This is a genomic window from Pseudomonas sp. SP16.1 (assembly GCF_052682975.1).
In genome coordinates this window covers 4,532,787-4,550,228 of the sequence record NZ_JBQYFZ010000001.1, presented here as the reverse complement: position 1 = coordinate 4,550,228, position 17,442 = coordinate 4,532,787, and the positions used below count along the sequence as shown (strand labels likewise).

The window sequence follows — 17,442 nt, the reverse complement described above, 5'->3', positions numbered from 1 at the left end:
TCACTATAGTGATTGCGTATTGATGGCGCGCCGCGTTCGGCGCCGACGGGGGGCCTTGCGATGAAGAGACTGTCCTGGCTGCTGTTGTGCCTCGGCCTGCTGGCCTGCCCGGTGGTGGCCCAGCAGGAGGTGCGCGTCGGCGTCGAGCTGCAGCCCTACCGGCCCTACTCCGATGTGCGGGACGGCGTCTACCAGGGCTACGGCCGCGAGCTGCTGGACGCCTTCGCCCGCCACCAGGGCTACCACTTCGTTTACGTGCCGCTGCCGGTGCGGCGGCTGCTCAACGACTTCCTCGGCGGCCGGGTCGATCTGAAGTTTCCCGATCACCCGCAATGGAACGCCGAGCAGAAGGCCGGCCACACCGTGCGCTACAGCCAACCGGCGGCGCCCTACGTGGACGGCGTGCTGGTCAAGCCGGAGCACCTCGGCCGGGGCCTGGCGCGCATCCGCCTGCTCGGCACGCAGAACGGCTTCACGCCCTGGCCCTATCTGGACGAGATCCACAGCGGCCGCCTGCAGCTGATCCAGGCCAGCCAGATCGACTCGCTGCTGCGCATGGCGCTGGGCGAGCGGGTCGATGCCGTCTACCTCAATCCGCAGGTGGTGGCCCACCACCTGCGCGAGATGCAGCTGCCCGCCGGAACCCTGGCGTTCGATTCGCAGCTGCCGCACGTGGAGGATCACTACTACGTGTCGAGCATCCAGCGGCCGCAGCTGATCGACGAGTTCGACCGCTTTCTCCGCGAGCAGGCGGCGCTGGTGGCGCAGATCCGCCTACGCCACGGCCTGTGAAACGCCGACGCCGCGCCGCTCGGCGAGCACCCGCGAGCGGCGCTTCTTCGCCCAGATCACCAGCCCGGTCAGCGACAGCCCGGCCACCGCCAGGCCGAGCAGGGAAACCAGGATGCGCCCCGGCAGGCCGATGATGCGCCCCGAATGCAGCGGGAACTGCGCCTGCAGGAAGATATCGCCGGCGCTGCCGCTGCCCGGCACATGCGCCCCGGCCAGCTCGCCGCTGCGGCTGTCGACGTAGATCCAGGGATTGCCCAGGCCAGCCTCGCCGTGATCCTCGCCCGGCTCATGGAAACCGACGCCGTAGACGCCGAACTCGGCCGAGTGGAACAGCGCGCCGGCCGGCGCCTGCCAGCCCAGCCGGCGCGCCTCGGCAGCGGCGATGGCGATGGCCTGGCGCCGATCGATCGCGGGCAGGATCTGCTCATCCAGGGTCACCGGCGTGCGGCTGGCGAACGGGCTCGGCGTCAGCGGCGAGAACAGCTCGACCAACGGCCGGACCACCTGGCGTTCCAGGTTCATCGACACCGAGGTGACGGCCAGCACCAGCAGCAGCAGCCAGATCCATACGCCGCCGGAACGGTGCAGATCGAAGTTCAGCTTGTAGCCGCCCTGGCGCCAGCGGAAGGCGAACGACTTGCGCCAGCTGCGCCCGTTGGGGAAGGACAGCCACAGCGCCACCAGGCAGTCCAGGCACCAGACGATGGCGACGATGCCGAACAGCAGCACGCCCAGTTCGATGCCGAAGCCATCGGGGATATGCAGGCTGTAGTGCAGCTTGTAGAGGAACGGCAGCAGGTTCTCCCGACTCAGGGAGATCGCCCCCCACTCGCGCTGCCCCTGGATATCACCCGTGGCCGGGTCGATGCCGAGCTGATTGAAGCCCAGCTCGTAGGCCTTGCCGGTGGCCGGGTCGATACGCGGGTCGACGAAGATGCCCAGGGCATGGCCAGGCTCGAGCGCCAGCGGCATGAAGCTCACCTGCAGGCGCGGATCGCGCGCCTCCAGCGCGTCCACCAGGCGCAGCGGGTCCTGCGCCTGCCCTTCGCTTTGCGCATCGAACAGCTGCGGGTTGAGCCATTCGTCCAGCTCGTGATCCCAGGAGATCACCGCGCCGGTCAGGCCGGCGACGAACAGGAACAGGGCGATGAACAGGCCGCACCAGCGGTGCAGCAGAACCAGGGCGGAGCGCATGGCAAAGTCTCTTCGGCAAAAAGCGCGGCCGCCTCAGGGGCGGCCGGTGAGGGTCAGTACTTCCAGCTCACACTCATGCTGGCGTTGCGTGGGGCCGCGTAGTAGGCCTGGGTCCAGTACAGGCTGGTCAGGTACTTCTCGTCGGTGAGGTTGTTGAGGTTGGCGGAAACGGTCCAGTTCGGGTCGATGTCGTAGCTGGCCATCAGGTTGACCACCGCATAGGCATCCTGCTCGGCGATACCGTTGTACACCTCGTCCTGCCAGTTCAGGCTGGCGCCGACCTTGAGCTGTTCGAGGCCCGGTACGCGGTAGGTGGTGGCGGCCTTGAACATGTGCTTGGGCGAGTAGGTCACCGCATGGTCGTCGTTGGCATCGGTGATGTCGACGAAGGTGTAGCCGGCCATGGCCTGCAGGCCCGGCAGCAGCTCGCCGGAGATCTCCAGCTCGTAGCCCTCGCTGGTCAGGCCCTCCACCGCTCGGTAGTAACTGCGCCCGCCGACCATGCCGGCCATCTCGGCGACGTTGTCCTGCTCGGTGCGGAACACCGCCAGCGCCAGGTTGACCCGGTCGTCGAACAGCTCGCCCTTGATCCCCGCCTCGTAGTTCACCCCCTCCACCGGCGCCAGGCGCGAACCGCTGGCATCGGTCTCGGTCTGCGGGTCGAAGACCTCGGTGTAGCTGGCGTAGACCGAGTACTGCTCGGTGAGATCGAAGACCACACCGGCATAGGGCACCACCTCGCCGCTGTACTTGGTGGTCTTGTCGCTGCCGTAGTTGCCGCCGCTGCTCTCCACATCCACCACGCGTGCGCCGGTGATCAGACTCAGGCGGTCGGTCAGGCTCCAGCGCGCGGCGCCGTAGAAGCTCTGCATGCGGTCGGTGAAGTCGCTGCCGTTGCTGCCGGCATCGTTCAGCGGCTTGCCGATATTGCCGCTCCAGTCCTCCAGCGGCGGCAGGGCGGTGCCGGTGGTGGTGTCGTACCAGGAGATGTCCTCCAGCTCCGAACGCGACCAGCTGGCGCCGAGCACCGCATCGTGCTGGCGGCCGCCCAGGGCGAAGGCGCCGTTGAGCTGCAGGTCGCCGATCAGCTGGCGGTTCTCGTCCTGGTACTCGGACGGGTAGCTGAACAGGCCGAGGCCGCTGTCGCGGTCCGGCGTGCCGTAGACATAGAACAGCGAACCATCGCCTTCCTTCTTCACGTGGGTGACCACGGCCTTGGCCTGCCAGCCGTTGCCCAGGTCGTGGGCCAGCTCGGCGAAGGTGCGGTTCTCCTGCACGTCCCAGTAGGCCCAGTCGGCCGAGGTGCTGGTGGAACGCGAGTAGTCGGTCTTCGAACCGTCGCTGAAGTTGAGCGGCAGGGCGCCCCACAGCGGCGAGTTGGAATCGCTCTTCTGCAGGGTGTGGCCGATGCTGAACAGGGTCGAGTCGCTCAGGTCGAACTCCAGCACACCGTGGAAGACGTTCTTCTCGCGCGAGTAGCGGTCCAGGTAAGAGTTCTTGTTCTCGTGGGCGTAGACCGCGCGGCCACGGATATTGCCGGCGGCGGTCAACGCGCCGGAGACGTCGGCGTCGATGCGCCGCTTATCCCAGGAGCCGCCGGTCAGGTCGATGCGCGCCTGCGGCGTGGCGGTCGGGCGCTTGCGCACGAAATTGATGGTGGCCGAGGGGTTGCCGGTGCCGGACATAAGGCCGTTGGCGCCGCGGATCACTTCGACGCGCTCGAACACCGCGGTGTCGATGTCGCCCTCGACGTTGCCGTAGACGAAGGGAATACCGATGCCGTCGTACTGGAAGTTGGTGATGTCGAAGCCGCGGGCGGTGTAGTAGGTGCGGTCGGTCTCGACCTCCTGCACCTGGATGCCGGTGGCCATCTTCAGCGCGTCGTTGACGCTGTCGAGGTGGAAGTCGTCGAGCTGGGCGCGGGTCAGGGTGGAGATCGACTGCGGGGTCTGCCGCGGGGTCAGGTCCAGCTTGGTGGCGGCGCTGCTGGGCGTGGACCGGTAGCTGTCGACGGCGCTCTCATCGGCGCTGCCGACCACGGTCTGGGCATCCAGTTCGAGCTGCTCCTGCTCGGCGGCCAGGGCCTGGTTGAAACTGCAGGCGGCCGCAATCGCCACGGCCAGGCGGGTTTTTCTGCTGAACAAGGGACTTCTCCTGATGCGCTGTCGATGGCCGCGATGCGTCCCTTTGCAGCCGGTGCCTCCCTGGCGCTGCACCTGCACCAAGGCAAATGCTAATGATTATCGACAGAATTCTGCAGTCAGGCCCCCGTTTAGTCAATAGCAATTATTTTCATTTGCTGTAGCGTATCAATTGCGCCGCAAGGTGCCGCAGTCGGCCGCCACCCAGCGCGCGCGACTCTCCATGCTGCTTGGCTGGCCGTTGTAGGTGCCGCTGACCTTGGTGGTGAACTCCGTGTCGCTGATGAACCGGGTTTCCCCCTCGCCCTGGGCGTCGGGGCAGTTGAAGCGGAACTTCCAGCGCTGCTCGCTGCGCTCGAGGATCTCGTTGCTGCAACCGGATTCCGGGTCGTGCAGGGGGATTTCCTTGGCCGCGATCTGCTCGGCGGTCAGGCACATCTGCACGCCGCCGGCGCCGAGCTTGATGCCCTGTTCGGCGAGCATGCCCTCCATCATCTGCCGCTGCTCGGCCGGCAGGTTGTTCATCTGCTCGAGCATCTGTTCCATGCCGGGCATGGCCTGGCCGCCCATCTGCATGTTGTGCGAGCTGACTTCCCAGACCCCGGGGCGAATATCCAGGGCGCTGGCCATAACGGGGGACAGACAGAGGGCGAGAGACAGGACGGAACGAGAGAGGATGCGCATGACGGGTCTCCTGTACGAATGGTTGGCCAAGCCTATTGAACCGGCGGGCACCGGAGCACCACGCCGCCGCGCCTGTAGGAGCCGCACCCCGCGGCGAACGTTACGGCTCAGGCGAACCTGGGCCTTGGCTCCGTCTGAGTCAACTGTTGCGCAGCTGTGGGCGCGGCGGGCGGCGATCCGATCTATCCGCGAATGAATTCGCTCCTACGGAAGCCCGGTCGGCGCATCAACAACTAACGGGGACATAGCCTAGAACTTCGCCCCGGGACGGGGCTCCTACAGTGTCTCTGCCAATCTAGCCGTCATTTCCCGCCAGTTCTACGTTAGCCGCCTGTTCCGCTTGCCGGTCGATTGGTTGGGTTGCGGCGTGGCGCCATGCGCTCCATCGCCGGGTGAGTCGCAGGCCACAGACGAACAAAACCCCCATCGGCCTGCGCCAAATGGGGGTTCTCTTCACTTTCGCCGGCGCTTGTGGCGCCGGGAGCCTGGTTCGCTATGGCCAACCTAGTCCGCGTCGGACGCGGTGGAGCCCGGCTCGCAGCTCCAGAGTTCCAGCGCCGGCTGGCTCGCTTGTGGCGGGCCGAGCCAGTCGCTCAACGGGCGACAACGCTGGTCGATGCACAGTTGGTAATCCCCGGCCTCGGGCGTACGCCCGACTCGCAGGGGTTGCAAGGGCGCAAGCTGGCGTCGGTAGTGCCAGCTGCCATTGCGCAGTTCGGCGCCGTCGGGAATCTCCATCCCGGCGCCGGAACCCTTGACCCGCGCCTCGCCGAGGACCAGGCCCTCGGCGGTCACAAGGTAATCCTCTTCCCAGCGGATCTTCTCGATGGTGTGCGTCCAGGCCAGGGTGAAGGCCGGCACGGGCAGCTCTGCCCATACCACGCCGGCCAGCCCCAGGCACAGGCCGATCACGCCGTGGCCGCCTGGGCGCGACGGGCGCGCCAGAGGTGCTGGCCGATGAACAGGGCGCTGAGGGCGAAGCCGATCTCGTCGCTGATCGGCGTGGCCAGGATCAGACTGGCGCCGGCAGCGAAGCCCAGGGCACGTTCCCACCAGGACAGCTTGGCCTGCAGGAAGCCGGTGAACACCGCGCCGAACAGGCCGATGGCCAGCGCCGCCTTGAACAACACGTAGAAGGTCGCCAGCAGGCTGTCGCCCTGCAGCATCAGCGCCGGCGCGTAGACCGCCATGAACGGCACGACGAAGCCGGCGATGGCGATGCGCACCGCCCACAGGCTGATCTTCAGGCCGCGCTCCTTGGCGATCGGCGCGGCGGCGAAGCAGGCCAGCGCCACCGGCGGAGTGAGGTCGGCCATGATGCCGAAGTAGAAGACGAACATGTGCGAGACGATCAGCGGCACGCCCAGCTCCAGCAGCGCCGGCGCGGCGATCGAGCTGGTGATGATGTAGTTGGGGATGGTCGGGATGCCCATGCCCAGCACCAGGCAGGTGAGCATGGTCAGCACCAGCGAGAGGAACAGGTTGTCCTGGCCAATGGCGAGGATGTAGCCGGCGAAGGTGGAGGCCACCCCGGTCAGCGACACCACGCCGATGATCACCCCGACCAGGGCGCAGGCGATGCCCACCGGCACCGCGTGGCGGGCGCCCTCGACCAGCGCGTGCAGGCACAGGGTCAGGGTCTCGCGGCCGCCCTTGACGAACCAGCAGGCCGCCACCAGCAGGCCGATGACGCCGAACACCACGCCGATGCCGAGCTGGAAGAAGCCGGCGCAGAGCACGCCGAGGGCGATCCAGAAGGCGAAGCGCATGACCTTGGACGACACCTGCAGGATGATCGCCGAGCCGAGGATGACCATCGCGGTCAGCGCCAGGCCGACGGTGCCGGAGAACAGCGGGGTGCGTCCGGAGAACAGCAGGTAGATGAGGATGAACAGCGGGATCAGCAGGAACCAGCGCTCGCGCACGGCCTTCCACGGGTTCGGGCATTCGTCCTTGGGCAGGCCCTTGAGGTCGGCGCGCCTGGCCTCCAGGTGGACCATCCAGAACACCGAGCCGAAATACAGCAACGCCGGGATCAGCGCCGCCTTGGCCACCTCGAAGAACGGCACGTTGATGGTCTCGGCCATGATGAAGGCCACCGCGCCCATGATCGGCGGCATGATCTGGCTGCCCATCGACGAGGTCGCCTCGACTCCGCCGGCGAAGGCCGGGCGGTAGCCGAAGCGCTTCATCAGCGGGATGGTGAACTGGCCGGTGGTGACCACGTTGGCCACGCCGGAGCCGGTAATGGTGCCCATCAGCGCCGAGGACACCACCGATACCTTGGCCGGGCCGCCCAGCTTGTGGCCGAACAGGCCCATGGCGAAATCGGTGAACAGCTTGATCATCCCGGCCTGCTCGAGGAAGGCGCCGAACAGGATGAACAGGAAGATGTAGGTAGCCGACACGTAGGTCGGCGTGCCGTAGAAGCCCTCGGTGCCGAACGCCAGCTGATTGACCATCTGGTCCAGGGCGTAGCCGCGGTGGGCCAGGTCGCCCGGCAGGTACTGGCCGAGCATGCCGTAGGCGAGAAACAGCGCGCAGATGATCGGCAGGGCGATGCCCATGACCCGCCGCGCGGCCTCGAACACCAGCACGATCAGGGTCAGGCCGATCAGCATGTCGGTCGTGGTCAGGTCGCCCGAACGCTGGATCAGGTCCGCCTCGAAGTACCACTGGTAGCCAGCCGTGGCCATGCCGGCCAGGCCCAGCAGCCAGGCCAGCGGCTGCCAGGGACGCTTGATGCCGAAGGCCGGGATGCTGATGAACACCACCAGCAGCAGGAAGCCGACGTGCACGGCGCGCAGCACCTGGGTCGACACCGGGTGGAAGGCCGCGGTGACGATCTGGAAGATGGAAAACAGCAGCGCGACGGCGAAGAGCGCCTTCGGCCAGTCGGACGGGCTGGCGCCCAGGCCCTGATTCTGCTCACTCATGGAGTGCAAACCTCGTGACTACTTCGATTGCGGTGACAGACTCGCCAACAAAACCCACCGCCTGTGAACGCCGGTTTTATTCGCGATTCTGCGGCGGTCCGCGGGGCCGCAGCCCCGCGGACGTCTTGCATCAGAGCGCGCCGGCTTCCTTGTAGAAGCGCTCGGCACCCGGGTGCAGCGGGATCGGCAGGTTCTTGGCGGCGGTCTCCAGCTTGATGTCCTTGGCGGCCGAATGGGCGGTACCCAGACGCTCGAGGTTGTCGAACATCAGCTTGGTCATCTGGTAGGCCACCTCGTCGGAGACGCCTTCGTGGCTGACCAGAATGTTGGTGATGGCCACGGTGGGCACGTCGGCGTCCTGGCCGTCGTAGGTGCCGGCCGGGATGGTGGCGGCCTGGTAGGCGGCGTTGCCGATCTTCGCGGTGACCTCGGCCGGGATGGCGACGAAGTCGATCTTCATGGTCGAGGCCAGGTCGCGGATGGCGGCCATGCCCAGGCCCGAGGACTGCAGGGTGGCGTCGAGCTGGCGGTTCTTGATCAGCTCGACCGACTCGGCGTAGGGCAGAAACTCGACCTTGCCCATGTCCTCGTAGGTCAGGCCGGCGGCGGCGAAGATGGCGCGGGCGTTGAGCTCGGTGCCGGACTTCGGCGCGCCGACGGAGATGCGCTTGCCCTTGAGGTCGTCCAGGGTCTTGATGCCGGATTCGGCGTTGGCGACGATCTGGATGTAGTTCGGGTAGGTGCCGGCGATGGCCCGCAGTTTCTTCAACGGCGCCTTGAAGCCGGCGTCTTCCACGCCGTTCCAGGCGTCGGCCACCGAGTCGCCGAGGGCGAAGGCCAGTTCGCCGCGGCCGGCCTGCAGCAGGTTGAGGTTCTCCACCGACGCCTTGGTCGCCTGCACCGAGGTCTTGGCGCCGTCGATGCCGTTGCCGTACAGCTGCGACAGGGCCACGCCGATCGGGTAGTAGACGCCGCTGGTGCCGCCGGTCAGCACGTTGATGAAGGTCGGTGCGGCGAGCACCGCGGTGCTGGCAGTGATGGCCGCGGCAGCGGCGAACAGGCTGAGTTTCTTGGTCAGTCGCATGGAAGTATCTCCGTCGTTGTTATGGCTTTATGCAGAGTTTCACTCTAGACGATGCCCACCGCGGCAAGGCGGCGGGCGTCGTCCGCTGTGCGCGATCAGCGGCGCGGGATGCAGCGTCGGACAAGGGCCGCGACAGGCGCGGTCGAGAGGCGGCCCATGCACGGCGGCATGGCGCGGAAGGCTTGGCAGTTCATGGGCAGACCTCTTGTCGTTGTTATGGTCGCCGCGGCGGCAGGCTGCCGGGCGACTGAAACAGTCATAGCAGATGCCGTGCCAGCGCCGGAAAGGCCCGAGATAGAGGGGTTCTAGCGAAGTACAGGGACGCCTTTGAGCGGTAAACCGCCGACCCCGACGCGGCCGTCGGCAAAAATCCGCCTATCGGACTGCGACTGGTGCAGCGATGCTGTCGAAGGACACCGCTTGCGGGCGATTGGCGTTTCAAGGATCGCCGGCAAGCCGGCTCCTACGGGGCGTGGGTCATTCCTCGCCGCCGGGCAGATAGTCGCCGCGCGCCAGACCGTGGCGCTGCATCTTCTCGTTGAGGGTACGCCGCGGCAGCTGCAGCATCTCCATCACCGCGGCGATATTGCCCTGGCACTGCAGCAGGGCGTTGTGCAGGCACTGCGCCTCGAAGGCCTCCATCTGCTGGGCCAGCGCCTGGCCGGCGAAGCGCTCGGCCGGCGGCGGGCTGGACAGACCGAGGGCATGGCGCTCGGCGGCGTTGATCAGCTCGCGCACGTTGCCCGGCCAGTCGTGGCTGAGCAGCCGCGCCAGCTCGCTGGGGGCCAGCGGCGGCGCCTCGCGGCCATGACGCCGCGCCGCCTCCTGGGCGAAGTGCTCGAACAGCAGCGGGATGTCTTCGCGGCGTTCGCGCAGCGGCGGGATCTGCAGGGTGGCGACGTTGAGACGGTAGAACAGGTCCTCGCGAAAACGCCCGGCCTTCACTTCATCGAGCAGATCCGGCTTGGCCGCGCTGATCACCCGCAGGTCGACCTCGATGCTCCTGTTCGACCCAAGGCGCTCCAGGGTCTTCTCCTGCAGCACGCGCAGCAGCTTGACCTGCTGCGCCAGCGGCAGGCTCTCCACCTCGTCGAGGAACAGGGTGCCGCCGTCGGCGTGCTCGATACGGCCGATGCGCTTGGCCTGGGCGCCGGTGAAGGCGCCGCTCTCGTGGCCGAACAGCTCGCTCTCGAAGATGGTCTCGGGGATCGCCGCGCAGTTCAGCGCGACGAAGGCCTTGCCGGCGCGCGGGCTGAAGTCGTGCAGGCAGCGCGCCACGCGCTCCTTGCCGCTGCCGGTCTCGCCGCGGATCAGCACGTTGACCGAGGTGCCGGCCAGTTCGAGGATCTGCCGGTGCAGGTTCTCCATCGGCCGCGAGATGCCGATCAGCTGGCTCTCGATGCGGCCCTTGTCCGCCACCTGCTGGCGCAGCAGGCGGTTCTCGCAGACCAGGCGGCGCTTGTCGAGGGCGCGACGCACGCTGTCGAGCAGGCGCTCGGGGGTGAAGGGTTTCTCGATGAAGTCGTAGGCGCCCTGGCGCAGCGCCTGTACCGCCATCGGCACGTCGCCATGGCCGGTGACCAGGATCACCGGCAGGTCGCGGTCCAGTTCGACCAGGCGCTCGAGCAGTTGCAGGCCATCGCTGCCGGGCATGCGCACATCGCTGACGACGATGCCGGGGAAGTCGCGATCGACCAGCGCCAGGGCCTCGGCCGCGCTGGCGCAGCTGCGCACGGTGAAACCGGACAGCTCCAGCCACTGCTGCACCGCGTCGCGAATCGCCGCCTCGTCGTCGACCACTATCACCTGAGCGTTCATGGCACCTCCTCTGAAAAACGGCGGCAGTGTAGCCCGGATGAAATCCGGGGAAACAACCCTTGATGAGATCATCGTCAAACCGCGACCCGGATTGCATCCGGACTACGCCGATCCGTCGTGGGAGGGGCTTCAGCCGCGACGGGAGCCCCTGTGTTTCGCGGCCAAAGCCCCTCCCACGAGGTTTTTACCGGGCTATGTCCCAGTCTTGTGGTGCACGGTGTCGATGCTTTTCGTAGGAGCCGCGCCCCGCGGCGAATGCTGTGCGCACCGCCGCTTGTGCGCAATGGCCGCAATCGTTTCGCCCCGAGGCGGGGCTCCTACGCTGTGTTCGCGGGTTCCTTCAGGTGCTGTGTCGTGCCCTGCCAACGGCTGCAACAGCCAATTGGGACATAGCCTTTTACCGCGCCGCCGGCAATCTCAGGGTGAACAGCGCGCCGCGCTCGCCATTGCTGGCCTGCAGGCTGCCGCCCAGGTCGCGGACGATGCCGTAGGACACCGCCAGCCCCAACCCCAACCCCTGGCCCACCGGCTTGGTGGTGAAGAACGGCTCGAACACCCGATCCAGCGCGTCCTCGGCGATGCCGCCGCCGCTGTCTTCGACGCTCAGCAGGCAGCTGTCGCCCTCGCGGGCGATGTGCACGTCGAGCCGCCGCACCTCGCTGTCGGTCATGGCATCGAGGGCGTTGTGCAGCAGGTTTAGGATCACCTGCTCGACACGAATCGCATCGCCGAGCACCTGCGCCTCGTCATCGATGCAGGTGCGCAGCTCCACCTGCTCGCTGCGCATGCGCGGCGCCAGCAGCTGCAGCGCCTGTTCCAGCACGTCGCCCAGGCACAGGCGTTCGCTGAGCCCGGCCGGGGTCTTGCGGGCGAAGGTCTTCAGGTGGCCGGTCAGCGCCGCCATGCGCTGCAGCAGGCCATCGATGCGCTGCAGGCCCTCGCGCACCGCCTCGGGGCGGCCGCTGTCGAGGAGCAGGCGCAGGCTGCCGAGCTGCATCTGCAGGGCGGTCAGCGGCTGGTTGATCTCGTGCGCCAGGGCCGCCGACATCTGCCCCAGGGCGGCCATCTTGGCGGCGTGCACCAGGCCGTCCTGGGCCTCGCGCAGCTCGGCGGTGCGCAGCTCCACCTCGCGCTCCAGGCGCTCGCGGATGCCGGCCTGCAGGCGCTGGTTCTTGCGCCGCTGGGCGAGGAACAGCAGGAGGAAGGCCAGGGTCATCCACACCCCGGCGGCGGCCAGGCGGTAGCTGCGCACGCTGTCGGCCAGCCCGGACGGCTCGCCGAGCAGGTGCAGGGTCCAGCCCTCCTCGGGCATGGCCAGGCGCTGCCAGAGGTAGTCGCGGCTGCCGTCGGGGCCGTCCACCCGCGCCCATTGGGTGTCCGCATCGATGTGCCGGTGGACCTGCTGCGCCAGCGGCTGCAGCGCCTGTTCGGCGTACTTGCGCACCTCCACCAGTTCGGCGCGCGCCTGCTCGTCCAGCGCCTGCAGGGCGCGGAAGCGCCAGGCCGGCTTGCTGCTGAGAATCACCACCTGGTAGCTGTCGGCCACCAGCAGCACGCCGGGCTGGTCGACCCATTCGCGCTGCAGGTCTTCCAGCTCCAGCTTGACCACCAGTACGCCGAGCAGCGTGCCGTCGTCGTCACGCACCGCATGGGAGAGGAAGTAGCCGGGGATGCCGGTGGTCACGCCGACCGCGAAGTAGCGCGCGCCCTCGTCGCGCAGGGCGTCCTGGAAGTAGGGGCGGAAGGCGTAGTTGTTGCCGACGAAGCTGCTCCAGTCGCGCCAGTTGCTGGCCACCAGGGCCTCGCCACGGGCATCGAGCAGATACAGCACGGTGGAGCCGGCGGCGGCGTTGAGCCGCTCCAGGCGCAGGTTGAGCGCCTGGCGCAGCTGGCGGTCCTGCGGCGCGCGCAGCAGGCTCTTGATATCGCTGTCCAGCGCCAGCACCTCGGGCACCGAGCTGAAGCGCTCGACCAGGGTGCGGATCGACTGGGCGTAGAGCTGCAGCTGGCCGCGCGCCTCGAGGCTGCGCTCGGCCCAGGCGCGCTGCTCGGCGTAGCGCCCACCCAGCCAGACGGCGAGCAGCAGGCCGGCGAGAATCGCCAGGACGGTGAACAGGACGCGGTAGCGGTGCTGCGGCGGCAGGGGCATGGGCGGCTCGAACGACGGAGTCGGGCGGCATCTTACTCCAGCAGGTTCTCAGCGATAGAGGTCGGCACGCGTCCAGGGCAGGTCATGGCTGCCGTCCTCGCGCGGCTTCACCGCGAGAATCTGGTGCAGGTTCATCCAGCCGTGCTGGAAGCCATAGGCGCAGCCGGCCAGGTACAGCCGCCAGATGCGCAGGGATTTTTCCGGCACCCATTGCGCGGCCTTGTCCAGTTGCCGCTCCAGACCCTCGCTCCACAGCCGCAGGGTGCGCGCGTAGTGCAGGCGCAGGCTCTCGACGTCGACGATCTCCAGCCCGGCGTCGCTGATCGCGCTGCTGATGGTAACCAGGTGCGGCAGCTCGCCCTGAGGGAACACGTAGCGGTCGATGAACTCGCCGGCGCCGCGCGCCACCGGGCGGCCGTCGGTGAAGCGCGCGGTGATGCCGTGGTTCATCACCAGGCCGCCGGCCTTCACCGCGCCGAACAGGCGCTGGCAGTACAGCGCCAGGTTGGCGTGGCCGACGTGCTCGAACATGCCGACGCTGACCACCTTGTCGAAGCGGCCGTCCTGCGGCAGGTCGCGATAGTCCAGCAGTTGCAGCTCGACCCTGTCGGCCAGGCCCTCCTCGACCACCCGCTGGCGACCGAGTTCCAGCTGCGCCTGGCTCAGGGTGATGCCGAACACCCGGGCGCCGAATTCGCGCGCGGCGAAACGCGCCAGGCCGCCCCAGCCGCAGCCGACGTCGAGCAGCTTGTCGCCGGGTTGCAGGCGCAGCTTGCGGCACAGGTGGCGCAGCTTGGCCTGCTGGGCCTGGTCGAGATCCTCCTCGCCGGTCTCGAAGTAGGCACAGGAGTAGACCATGTCGCGGTCCAGCCAGAGGCGGTAGAAGTCGTTGGACAGGTCGTAGTGGTAGCTGATGGCAGCGGCGTCGCTGTGCTTGTCGTGGCTGGTGCGCAGCTCCACCGGTGCGGCGTGGTCGCCGAGCAACGCGCTGGTCAGCGCATCGCCCACCGCGATGACCTGATCGATCGGCCCTTCCAGATCGATGCGCCCCTCGACGTAGGCGCCGCCGAGCGCGTCCAGACTGGGACGGGCCAGCTGGCTGACCAGACTCGGGTCCCTCACCACCAGGGTCACCCGCGGCTGCGGGCCCAGGTCGACCTGCTTGCCGTCCCACAGACGCAGGCGCAACGGCAATTGAAGCTCGCGAAAAACCGCTGGCAGTTGCGCAAGCATGCGAAACCCTCCTACGGATGCATGTGGATAACGTCCAGCCTAGTTCAGATGACTGCGCTGTCAGGCTATGGGTTCAATAGACCAAGCTTAGCAAGCCGTAGCCCCGGTGTTGCCCCGCGGGCCGCAGGGCGCGGGCCTGGCGCTATTTGTCGCGGTCGATGCGCAGCTCCGGCAGCGCCCGCCCGGCGACCAGACGCTCGTCGACCAGGCGGATCACCGCCGCCTCGTCCTTGATGCCGTACCACTCGCCCTGTGGATAAAGGCTCGCGGTCGGCCCCAGGTCACAAGGGAACTGGCACTGGCTGCGGGTGATGTGCACGCCGCCCTCGCACTCCAGCCTGCCCGCGGCCTTGAGCCGCTGGCGCAGGGTTTTCCACAGCCCCAGCGCGCCCTTGCGCGTGCAGCGCGGACCGTTGCACAGCAGCAGGCGCTGGGCGTGCGGCGGGATCTGCGACCAGGCATGTTGCGCCGGCAGCGGCGGCACGTCGCTGCAGGGCAGATGCAGCTCGCGGCGTTCGAGCAGTGCGCCCAGGCCATCGAGCCAGGCGTCTTCCAGCGCCGTGCAGAGCACGAACACCTGCGCGCCATCGCCACGCTCGGCGATGCGCTGGCGCAGCCAGTCGCGGTGCGCGGCATCGGCGCGCGGCTCCAGGTCCACCACCAGCAGCGGGCGCGGCGCCTCATCGATGGCCTGCCAGCAGCCGTCCTGCTCGCTGTCGTGCAGCTGCGCCGCGCCCAGCAGCGTCTCGATCCGCTGGCGCAAGCGCTCGGCCGATGCCCCACGCCCCAGGCCGGGGCCGATAAACAGAATGCGGGCGTAGGGGGCTTGGCTCATCGGGCTCTCCAGAACGGGCCGGCAGTCTAGCAGCCTGTCCTAGCGGTCGGTTACCGATGGTGCCCACGCTCTGCGTGGACACCTGCAGTTGGACGCTGCGCCAGCGTGATGGACGCAGAGCGTCCAGGGCTGAATGCTCACGCTGAGCGTGGGAACGATCGATTCGGCTTGGTAGGAGCCGCGCGCCGCGGCGAATACAGGCGAATGGACAAGGCGAGCTTCGCCCCGGGGCGGGGCTCCTACAGGTGGGCCTGCAACGCCTCGTACAGTTCGGCCGGCTCGGCGAACTCGCGCGCCACCGTCGGCAACTGCGGCCGGCGCAGCAGCAGCACCGGCAGCCCCAACTCGCGGGCGACCTGCAGCTTCGGTTCGGTGGCGGCGCTGCCGCTGTTCTTGCTCACCAGCACGTCGCACTGGAGGCGGGCGAACAGCGCGCGTTCCTCCTCCAGCGCGAACGGCCCGCGCGCGCCGATCACCTCGGCGCGCGGCGGTGCCGGCTCGGCCTGCAGGCAGCGCACCGTCCAGCGCTGGTGAGCGGGAATCTCGTGCAGGTGCGCCAGCGGCTCGCGCCCGGAGGTGAACAACGGCCGCTCGAACGGCGCCAGCGCGCGGATCAGCGCGTCCCAGCCATCCACCTCGCGCCAGTCGTCGCCGGGGCCTGGCTGCCAGCCGGGGCGACGCAGCGCCCAGCAGGGTACGCCCGCGATCGCGGCGGCGTGGGCGGCGTTGTGGCTGATCTGCGCCGCGTAGGGATGGGTCAGGTCCAGCAGCAGCTCGATGCCTTCGGCGGCGATGAACCTGGCCAGGCCTTCGGCACCGCCGAAACCGCCAACCCGCACGTGGCAGGCCAGATCATCAGGCACCCGACCGAGGCCGGCCAGGCTGTAGAGCGTCTCCGGCCCCAGCCGGCGCGCCAGGCGCAGCGCCTCGGCGGTGCCGCCGAGCAGCAGGAGTCGCGCGCTCACGGCTTGCGCACCGCCAGCAGGGTGATCGGCAGCGCCGCGCGCCAGGTGTCGAAGCCGCCCAGCGGCTGCGCCTGGGCCACCGAGATGCGCAGCAATTCGCCACCGTGCCGTTCACGGAAGGCCACCAGCGCCGCCTCGCTCTGCAGGGTCACGGCATTGGCCAGCAGCCGTCCGCCCGGCTTGAGCGCCGCCCAGCAGGTATCCAGCACGCCGGGCAGGGTGACGCCGCCGCCGATAAAGATCGCATCCGGCGCCGGCAGCCCGGCCAGCGCCTCGGGCGCACGCCCGGCGACCAGTTGCAGGGCGGGCACGCCGAGGGCATCGCGGTTGTGGCGGATATGATCCTGGCGCCCCTCGTTGGCCTCGATGGCGATGGCGCGGCAGGCCGGGTGCGCGCGCAGCCACTCGATGCCGATGGAGCCGCAGCCGGCGCCGACGTCCCACAGCAGCTCGCCGGGCAGCGGCGCCAGGCGCGCCAGGGTCACCGCGCGCACATCGCGCTTGGTCAGCTGGCCGTCATGACGGTAGGCCTCGTCCGGCAGGCCGCAGGTCGGCGGCAGCGGCGTTGCCCCGGCGTCGGCCAGGCAGTCGACAGCCAGCAGGTTGAGATCGGCGCCGCGCGGCAGATTCCAGCTCGCGGCCAGGCCGTCGATACGGCGCTCGTCAGGACCGCCAAGATGTTCCAGCAACGTCAGGCGACTGGCGCCGAAGCCGCGCTCACGCAGCGCCGCGGCGACCTGCGCCGGCGTATCGCCATCGGCGCTCAGCAGCAGCAGGCGCACGCCGGGAAACAGCCGGGCGTTGAGCGTGGCCAGCGGCCGGCCGACCAGCGACAGCACCTCCGCCTCCTGCAACGGCCAGCCCAGGCGCGCCGCCGCCAGCGACACCGAGGACGGCGCCGGCAGCACGCGCAGCTCATCGGCGGCGACCTGCCGCGCCAGGCTGGCGCCGACGCCGTAGAACATCGGGTCGCCACTGGCCAGCACGCACAGCGCCTCGCCGCGCCGGGCCAGCAGCGGCTGGAGGTCGAAGGGGCTCGGCCAGCTTTCCCGCGCGCCGCCGATGCATGGCGGCAGCAGGGCCAGCTGGCGCGGCGCACCGAGGATGCGCGTGGCCGCCAGCAAGGCGCGGCGCGCGGCCTTGCCCAGGCCGGGATAGCCATCTTCGCCGATGCCGACCAGGGTCAACCAGGGTTTCATCCAATCTCCTCGTAGCCGACGGAGCACGTGTCGCGGCGCCGGGCAAAGCGGGCATAATACAGCCTTCGTCGGTGCCCAAGAGCCTGAACAGGTGTCTGCTGCGCGTCGGCCATGCTGCGTTGGAACTGGCTTCGAACTGCTCATTTACTACTCGTAAACTCCGCGTTCTCAGCCACTTCCGCCTTGCCTGGCTCTAGCTCGCTAGCCCCCTGAATCAGGCTCGATAACGGGCCTAAGAGGGAACACGGTAAAACCGTGGCTGCCCCCGCAACTGTAAGCAGCGAGTCCAATGCAATCGGCCACTGGGTAACCGGGAAGGCGCGGCGGACGAAGACCTGTCAGCCAGGAGACCTGCCGACGAACGCTGGTCGCGAGTGCCAACATCGGGCGGGGTGTACCGATGCCATGGAAT

At 68.5% G+C, this 17,442-nt stretch carries 13 protein-coding genes and 1 riboswitch; of the genes, 1 reads left to right on the top strand and 12 read right to left on the bottom strand.

Features of this window, described 5'->3' with window-relative positions; genetic code table 11:
- The first annotated feature begins 60 nt into the window (after positions 1-60).
- Complete coding sequence (locus ACUTAF_RS21430; RefSeq protein ID WP_445581857.1) at positions 61-792, top strand: substrate-binding periplasmic protein; 732 nt, start codon at positions 61-63, stop codon at positions 790-792.
- Here ACUTAF_RS21430 and ACUTAF_RS21425 read toward each other — a convergent pair.
- The 12 genes from ACUTAF_RS21425 to cbiE all read right to left on the bottom strand — a co-directional run bounded on the left by ACUTAF_RS21425 (position 775) and on the right by cbiE (position 17,030).
- Entirely contained in the window at positions 775-1,986 is a 1,212-nt protein-coding gene (locus ACUTAF_RS21425) for a PepSY-associated TM helix domain-containing protein (RefSeq protein WP_445581856.1), read from the bottom strand. The genes ACUTAF_RS21430 and ACUTAF_RS21425 overlap by 18 nt on opposite strands.
- Positions 1,987-2,039: 53 nt before the next feature.
- Positions 2,040-4,130: a TonB-dependent siderophore receptor gene (locus ACUTAF_RS21420; RefSeq protein WP_445581855.1), complete on the bottom strand. Its 2,091-nt coding sequence runs from the start codon at positions 4,128-4,130 to the stop codon at positions 2,040-2,042.
- A 165-nt stretch (positions 4,131-4,295) separates the two neighbouring features.
- Positions 4,296-4,811, bottom strand: a complete 516-nt coding sequence (locus ACUTAF_RS21415) for a DUF3617 domain-containing protein (RefSeq protein WP_445581854.1) — start codon at positions 4,809-4,811, stop codon at positions 4,296-4,298.
- A 504-nt stretch (positions 4,812-5,315) separates the two neighbouring features.
- Positions 5,316-5,723, bottom strand: a complete 408-nt coding sequence (locus tag ACUTAF_RS21410; protein ID WP_445581853.1) for a DUF1850 domain-containing protein — start codon at positions 5,721-5,723, stop codon at positions 5,316-5,318.
- Positions 5,720-7,747: a TRAP transporter permease gene (locus ACUTAF_RS21405; protein ID WP_445581852.1), complete on the bottom strand. Its 2,028-nt coding sequence runs from the start codon at positions 7,745-7,747 to the stop codon at positions 5,720-5,722. The genes ACUTAF_RS21410 and ACUTAF_RS21405 overlap by 4 nt, the downstream gene beginning before the upstream one ends.
- Positions 7,748-7,877: 130 nt before the next feature.
- Positions 7,878-8,831: a TAXI family TRAP transporter solute-binding subunit gene (locus ACUTAF_RS21400; RefSeq protein WP_445581851.1), complete on the bottom strand. Its 954-nt coding sequence runs from the start codon at positions 8,829-8,831 to the stop codon at positions 7,878-7,880.
- Between the two features lie 477 nt (positions 8,832-9,308).
- The gene (locus ACUTAF_RS21395) at positions 9,309-10,649 is read right to left on the bottom strand and encodes a sigma-54-dependent transcriptional regulator (protein ID WP_445581850.1); all 1,341 of its coding nucleotides are present in this window, start codon (positions 10,647-10,649) and stop codon (positions 9,309-9,311) included.
- 397 nt (positions 10,650-11,046) lie between these two features.
- Complete coding sequence (locus ACUTAF_RS21390; RefSeq protein ID WP_445581849.1) at positions 11,047-12,798, bottom strand: sensor histidine kinase; 1,752 nt, start codon at positions 12,796-12,798, stop codon at positions 11,047-11,049.
- Between the two features lie 48 nt (positions 12,799-12,846).
- Entirely contained in the window at positions 12,847-14,031 is a 1,185-nt protein-coding gene (cfaB, locus tag ACUTAF_RS21385; protein ID WP_445581848.1) for a C17 cyclopropane fatty acid synthase CfaB, read from the bottom strand.
- A 142-nt stretch (positions 14,032-14,173) separates the two neighbouring features.
- Positions 14,174-14,866, bottom strand: a complete 693-nt coding sequence (locus ACUTAF_RS21380) for a (2Fe-2S) ferredoxin domain-containing protein (protein ID WP_445581847.1) — start codon at positions 14,864-14,866, stop codon at positions 14,174-14,176.
- Between the two features lie 239 nt (positions 14,867-15,105).
- A complete protein-coding gene (locus ACUTAF_RS21375) occupies positions 15,106-15,831 on the bottom strand; it encodes a cobalt-precorrin-6A reductase (protein ID WP_445581846.1) in 726 nt (241 codons plus the stop codon).
- The gene (cbiE, locus tag ACUTAF_RS21370; protein WP_445581845.1) at positions 15,828-17,030 is read right to left on the bottom strand and encodes a precorrin-6y C5,15-methyltransferase (decarboxylating) subunit CbiE; all 1,203 of its coding nucleotides are present in this window, start codon (positions 17,028-17,030) and stop codon (positions 15,828-15,830) included. Before cbiE ends, ACUTAF_RS21375 begins: the two co-directional genes overlap by 4 nt.
- Before the next feature lie 181 nt (positions 17,031-17,211).
- A riboswitch (cobalamin riboswitch) is annotated at positions 17,212-17,403 on the top strand.
- Positions 17,404-17,442 lie beyond the last annotated feature (39 nt).

Excerpts from the sequence above, each read along its gene's own strand:
- ACUTAF_RS21430 (WP_445581857.1), top strand. The coding sequence starts at position 61 with ATGAAGAGACTGTCCTGGCTGCTGTTGTGCCTCGGCCTGCTGGCCTGC.
- ACUTAF_RS21425 (WP_445581856.1), bottom strand. The coding sequence starts at position 1,986 with ATGCGCTCCGCCCTGGTTCTGCTGCACCGCTGGTGCGGCCTGTTCATC.
- ACUTAF_RS21415 (WP_445581854.1), bottom strand. The coding sequence starts at position 4,811 with ATGCGCATCCTCTCTCGTTCCGTCCTGTCTCTCGCCCTCTGTCTGTCC.
- ACUTAF_RS21405 (WP_445581852.1), bottom strand. The coding sequence starts at position 7,747 with ATGAGTGAGCAGAATCAGGGCCTGGGCGCCAGCCCGTCCGACTGGCCG.
- ACUTAF_RS21400 (WP_445581851.1), bottom strand. The coding sequence starts at position 8,831 with ATGCGACTGACCAAGAAACTCAGCCTGTTCGCCGCTGCCGCGGCCATC.
- ACUTAF_RS21395 (WP_445581850.1), bottom strand. The coding sequence starts at position 10,649 with ATGAACGCTCAGGTGATAGTGGTCGACGACGAGGCGGCGATTCGCGAC.
- ACUTAF_RS21390 (WP_445581849.1), bottom strand. The coding sequence starts at position 12,798 with ATGCCCCTGCCGCCGCAGCACCGCTACCGCGTCCTGTTCACCGTCCTG.
- cfaB (WP_445581848.1), bottom strand. The coding sequence starts at position 14,031 with ATGCTTGCGCAACTGCCAGCGGTTTTTCGCGAGCTTCAATTGCCGTTG.
- ACUTAF_RS21380 (WP_445581847.1), bottom strand. The coding sequence starts at position 14,866 with ATGAGCCAAGCCCCCTACGCCCGCATTCTGTTTATCGGCCCCGGCCTG.
- cbiE (WP_445581845.1), bottom strand. The coding sequence starts at position 17,030 with ATGAAACCCTGGTTGACCCTGGTCGGCATCGGCGAAGATGGCTATCCC.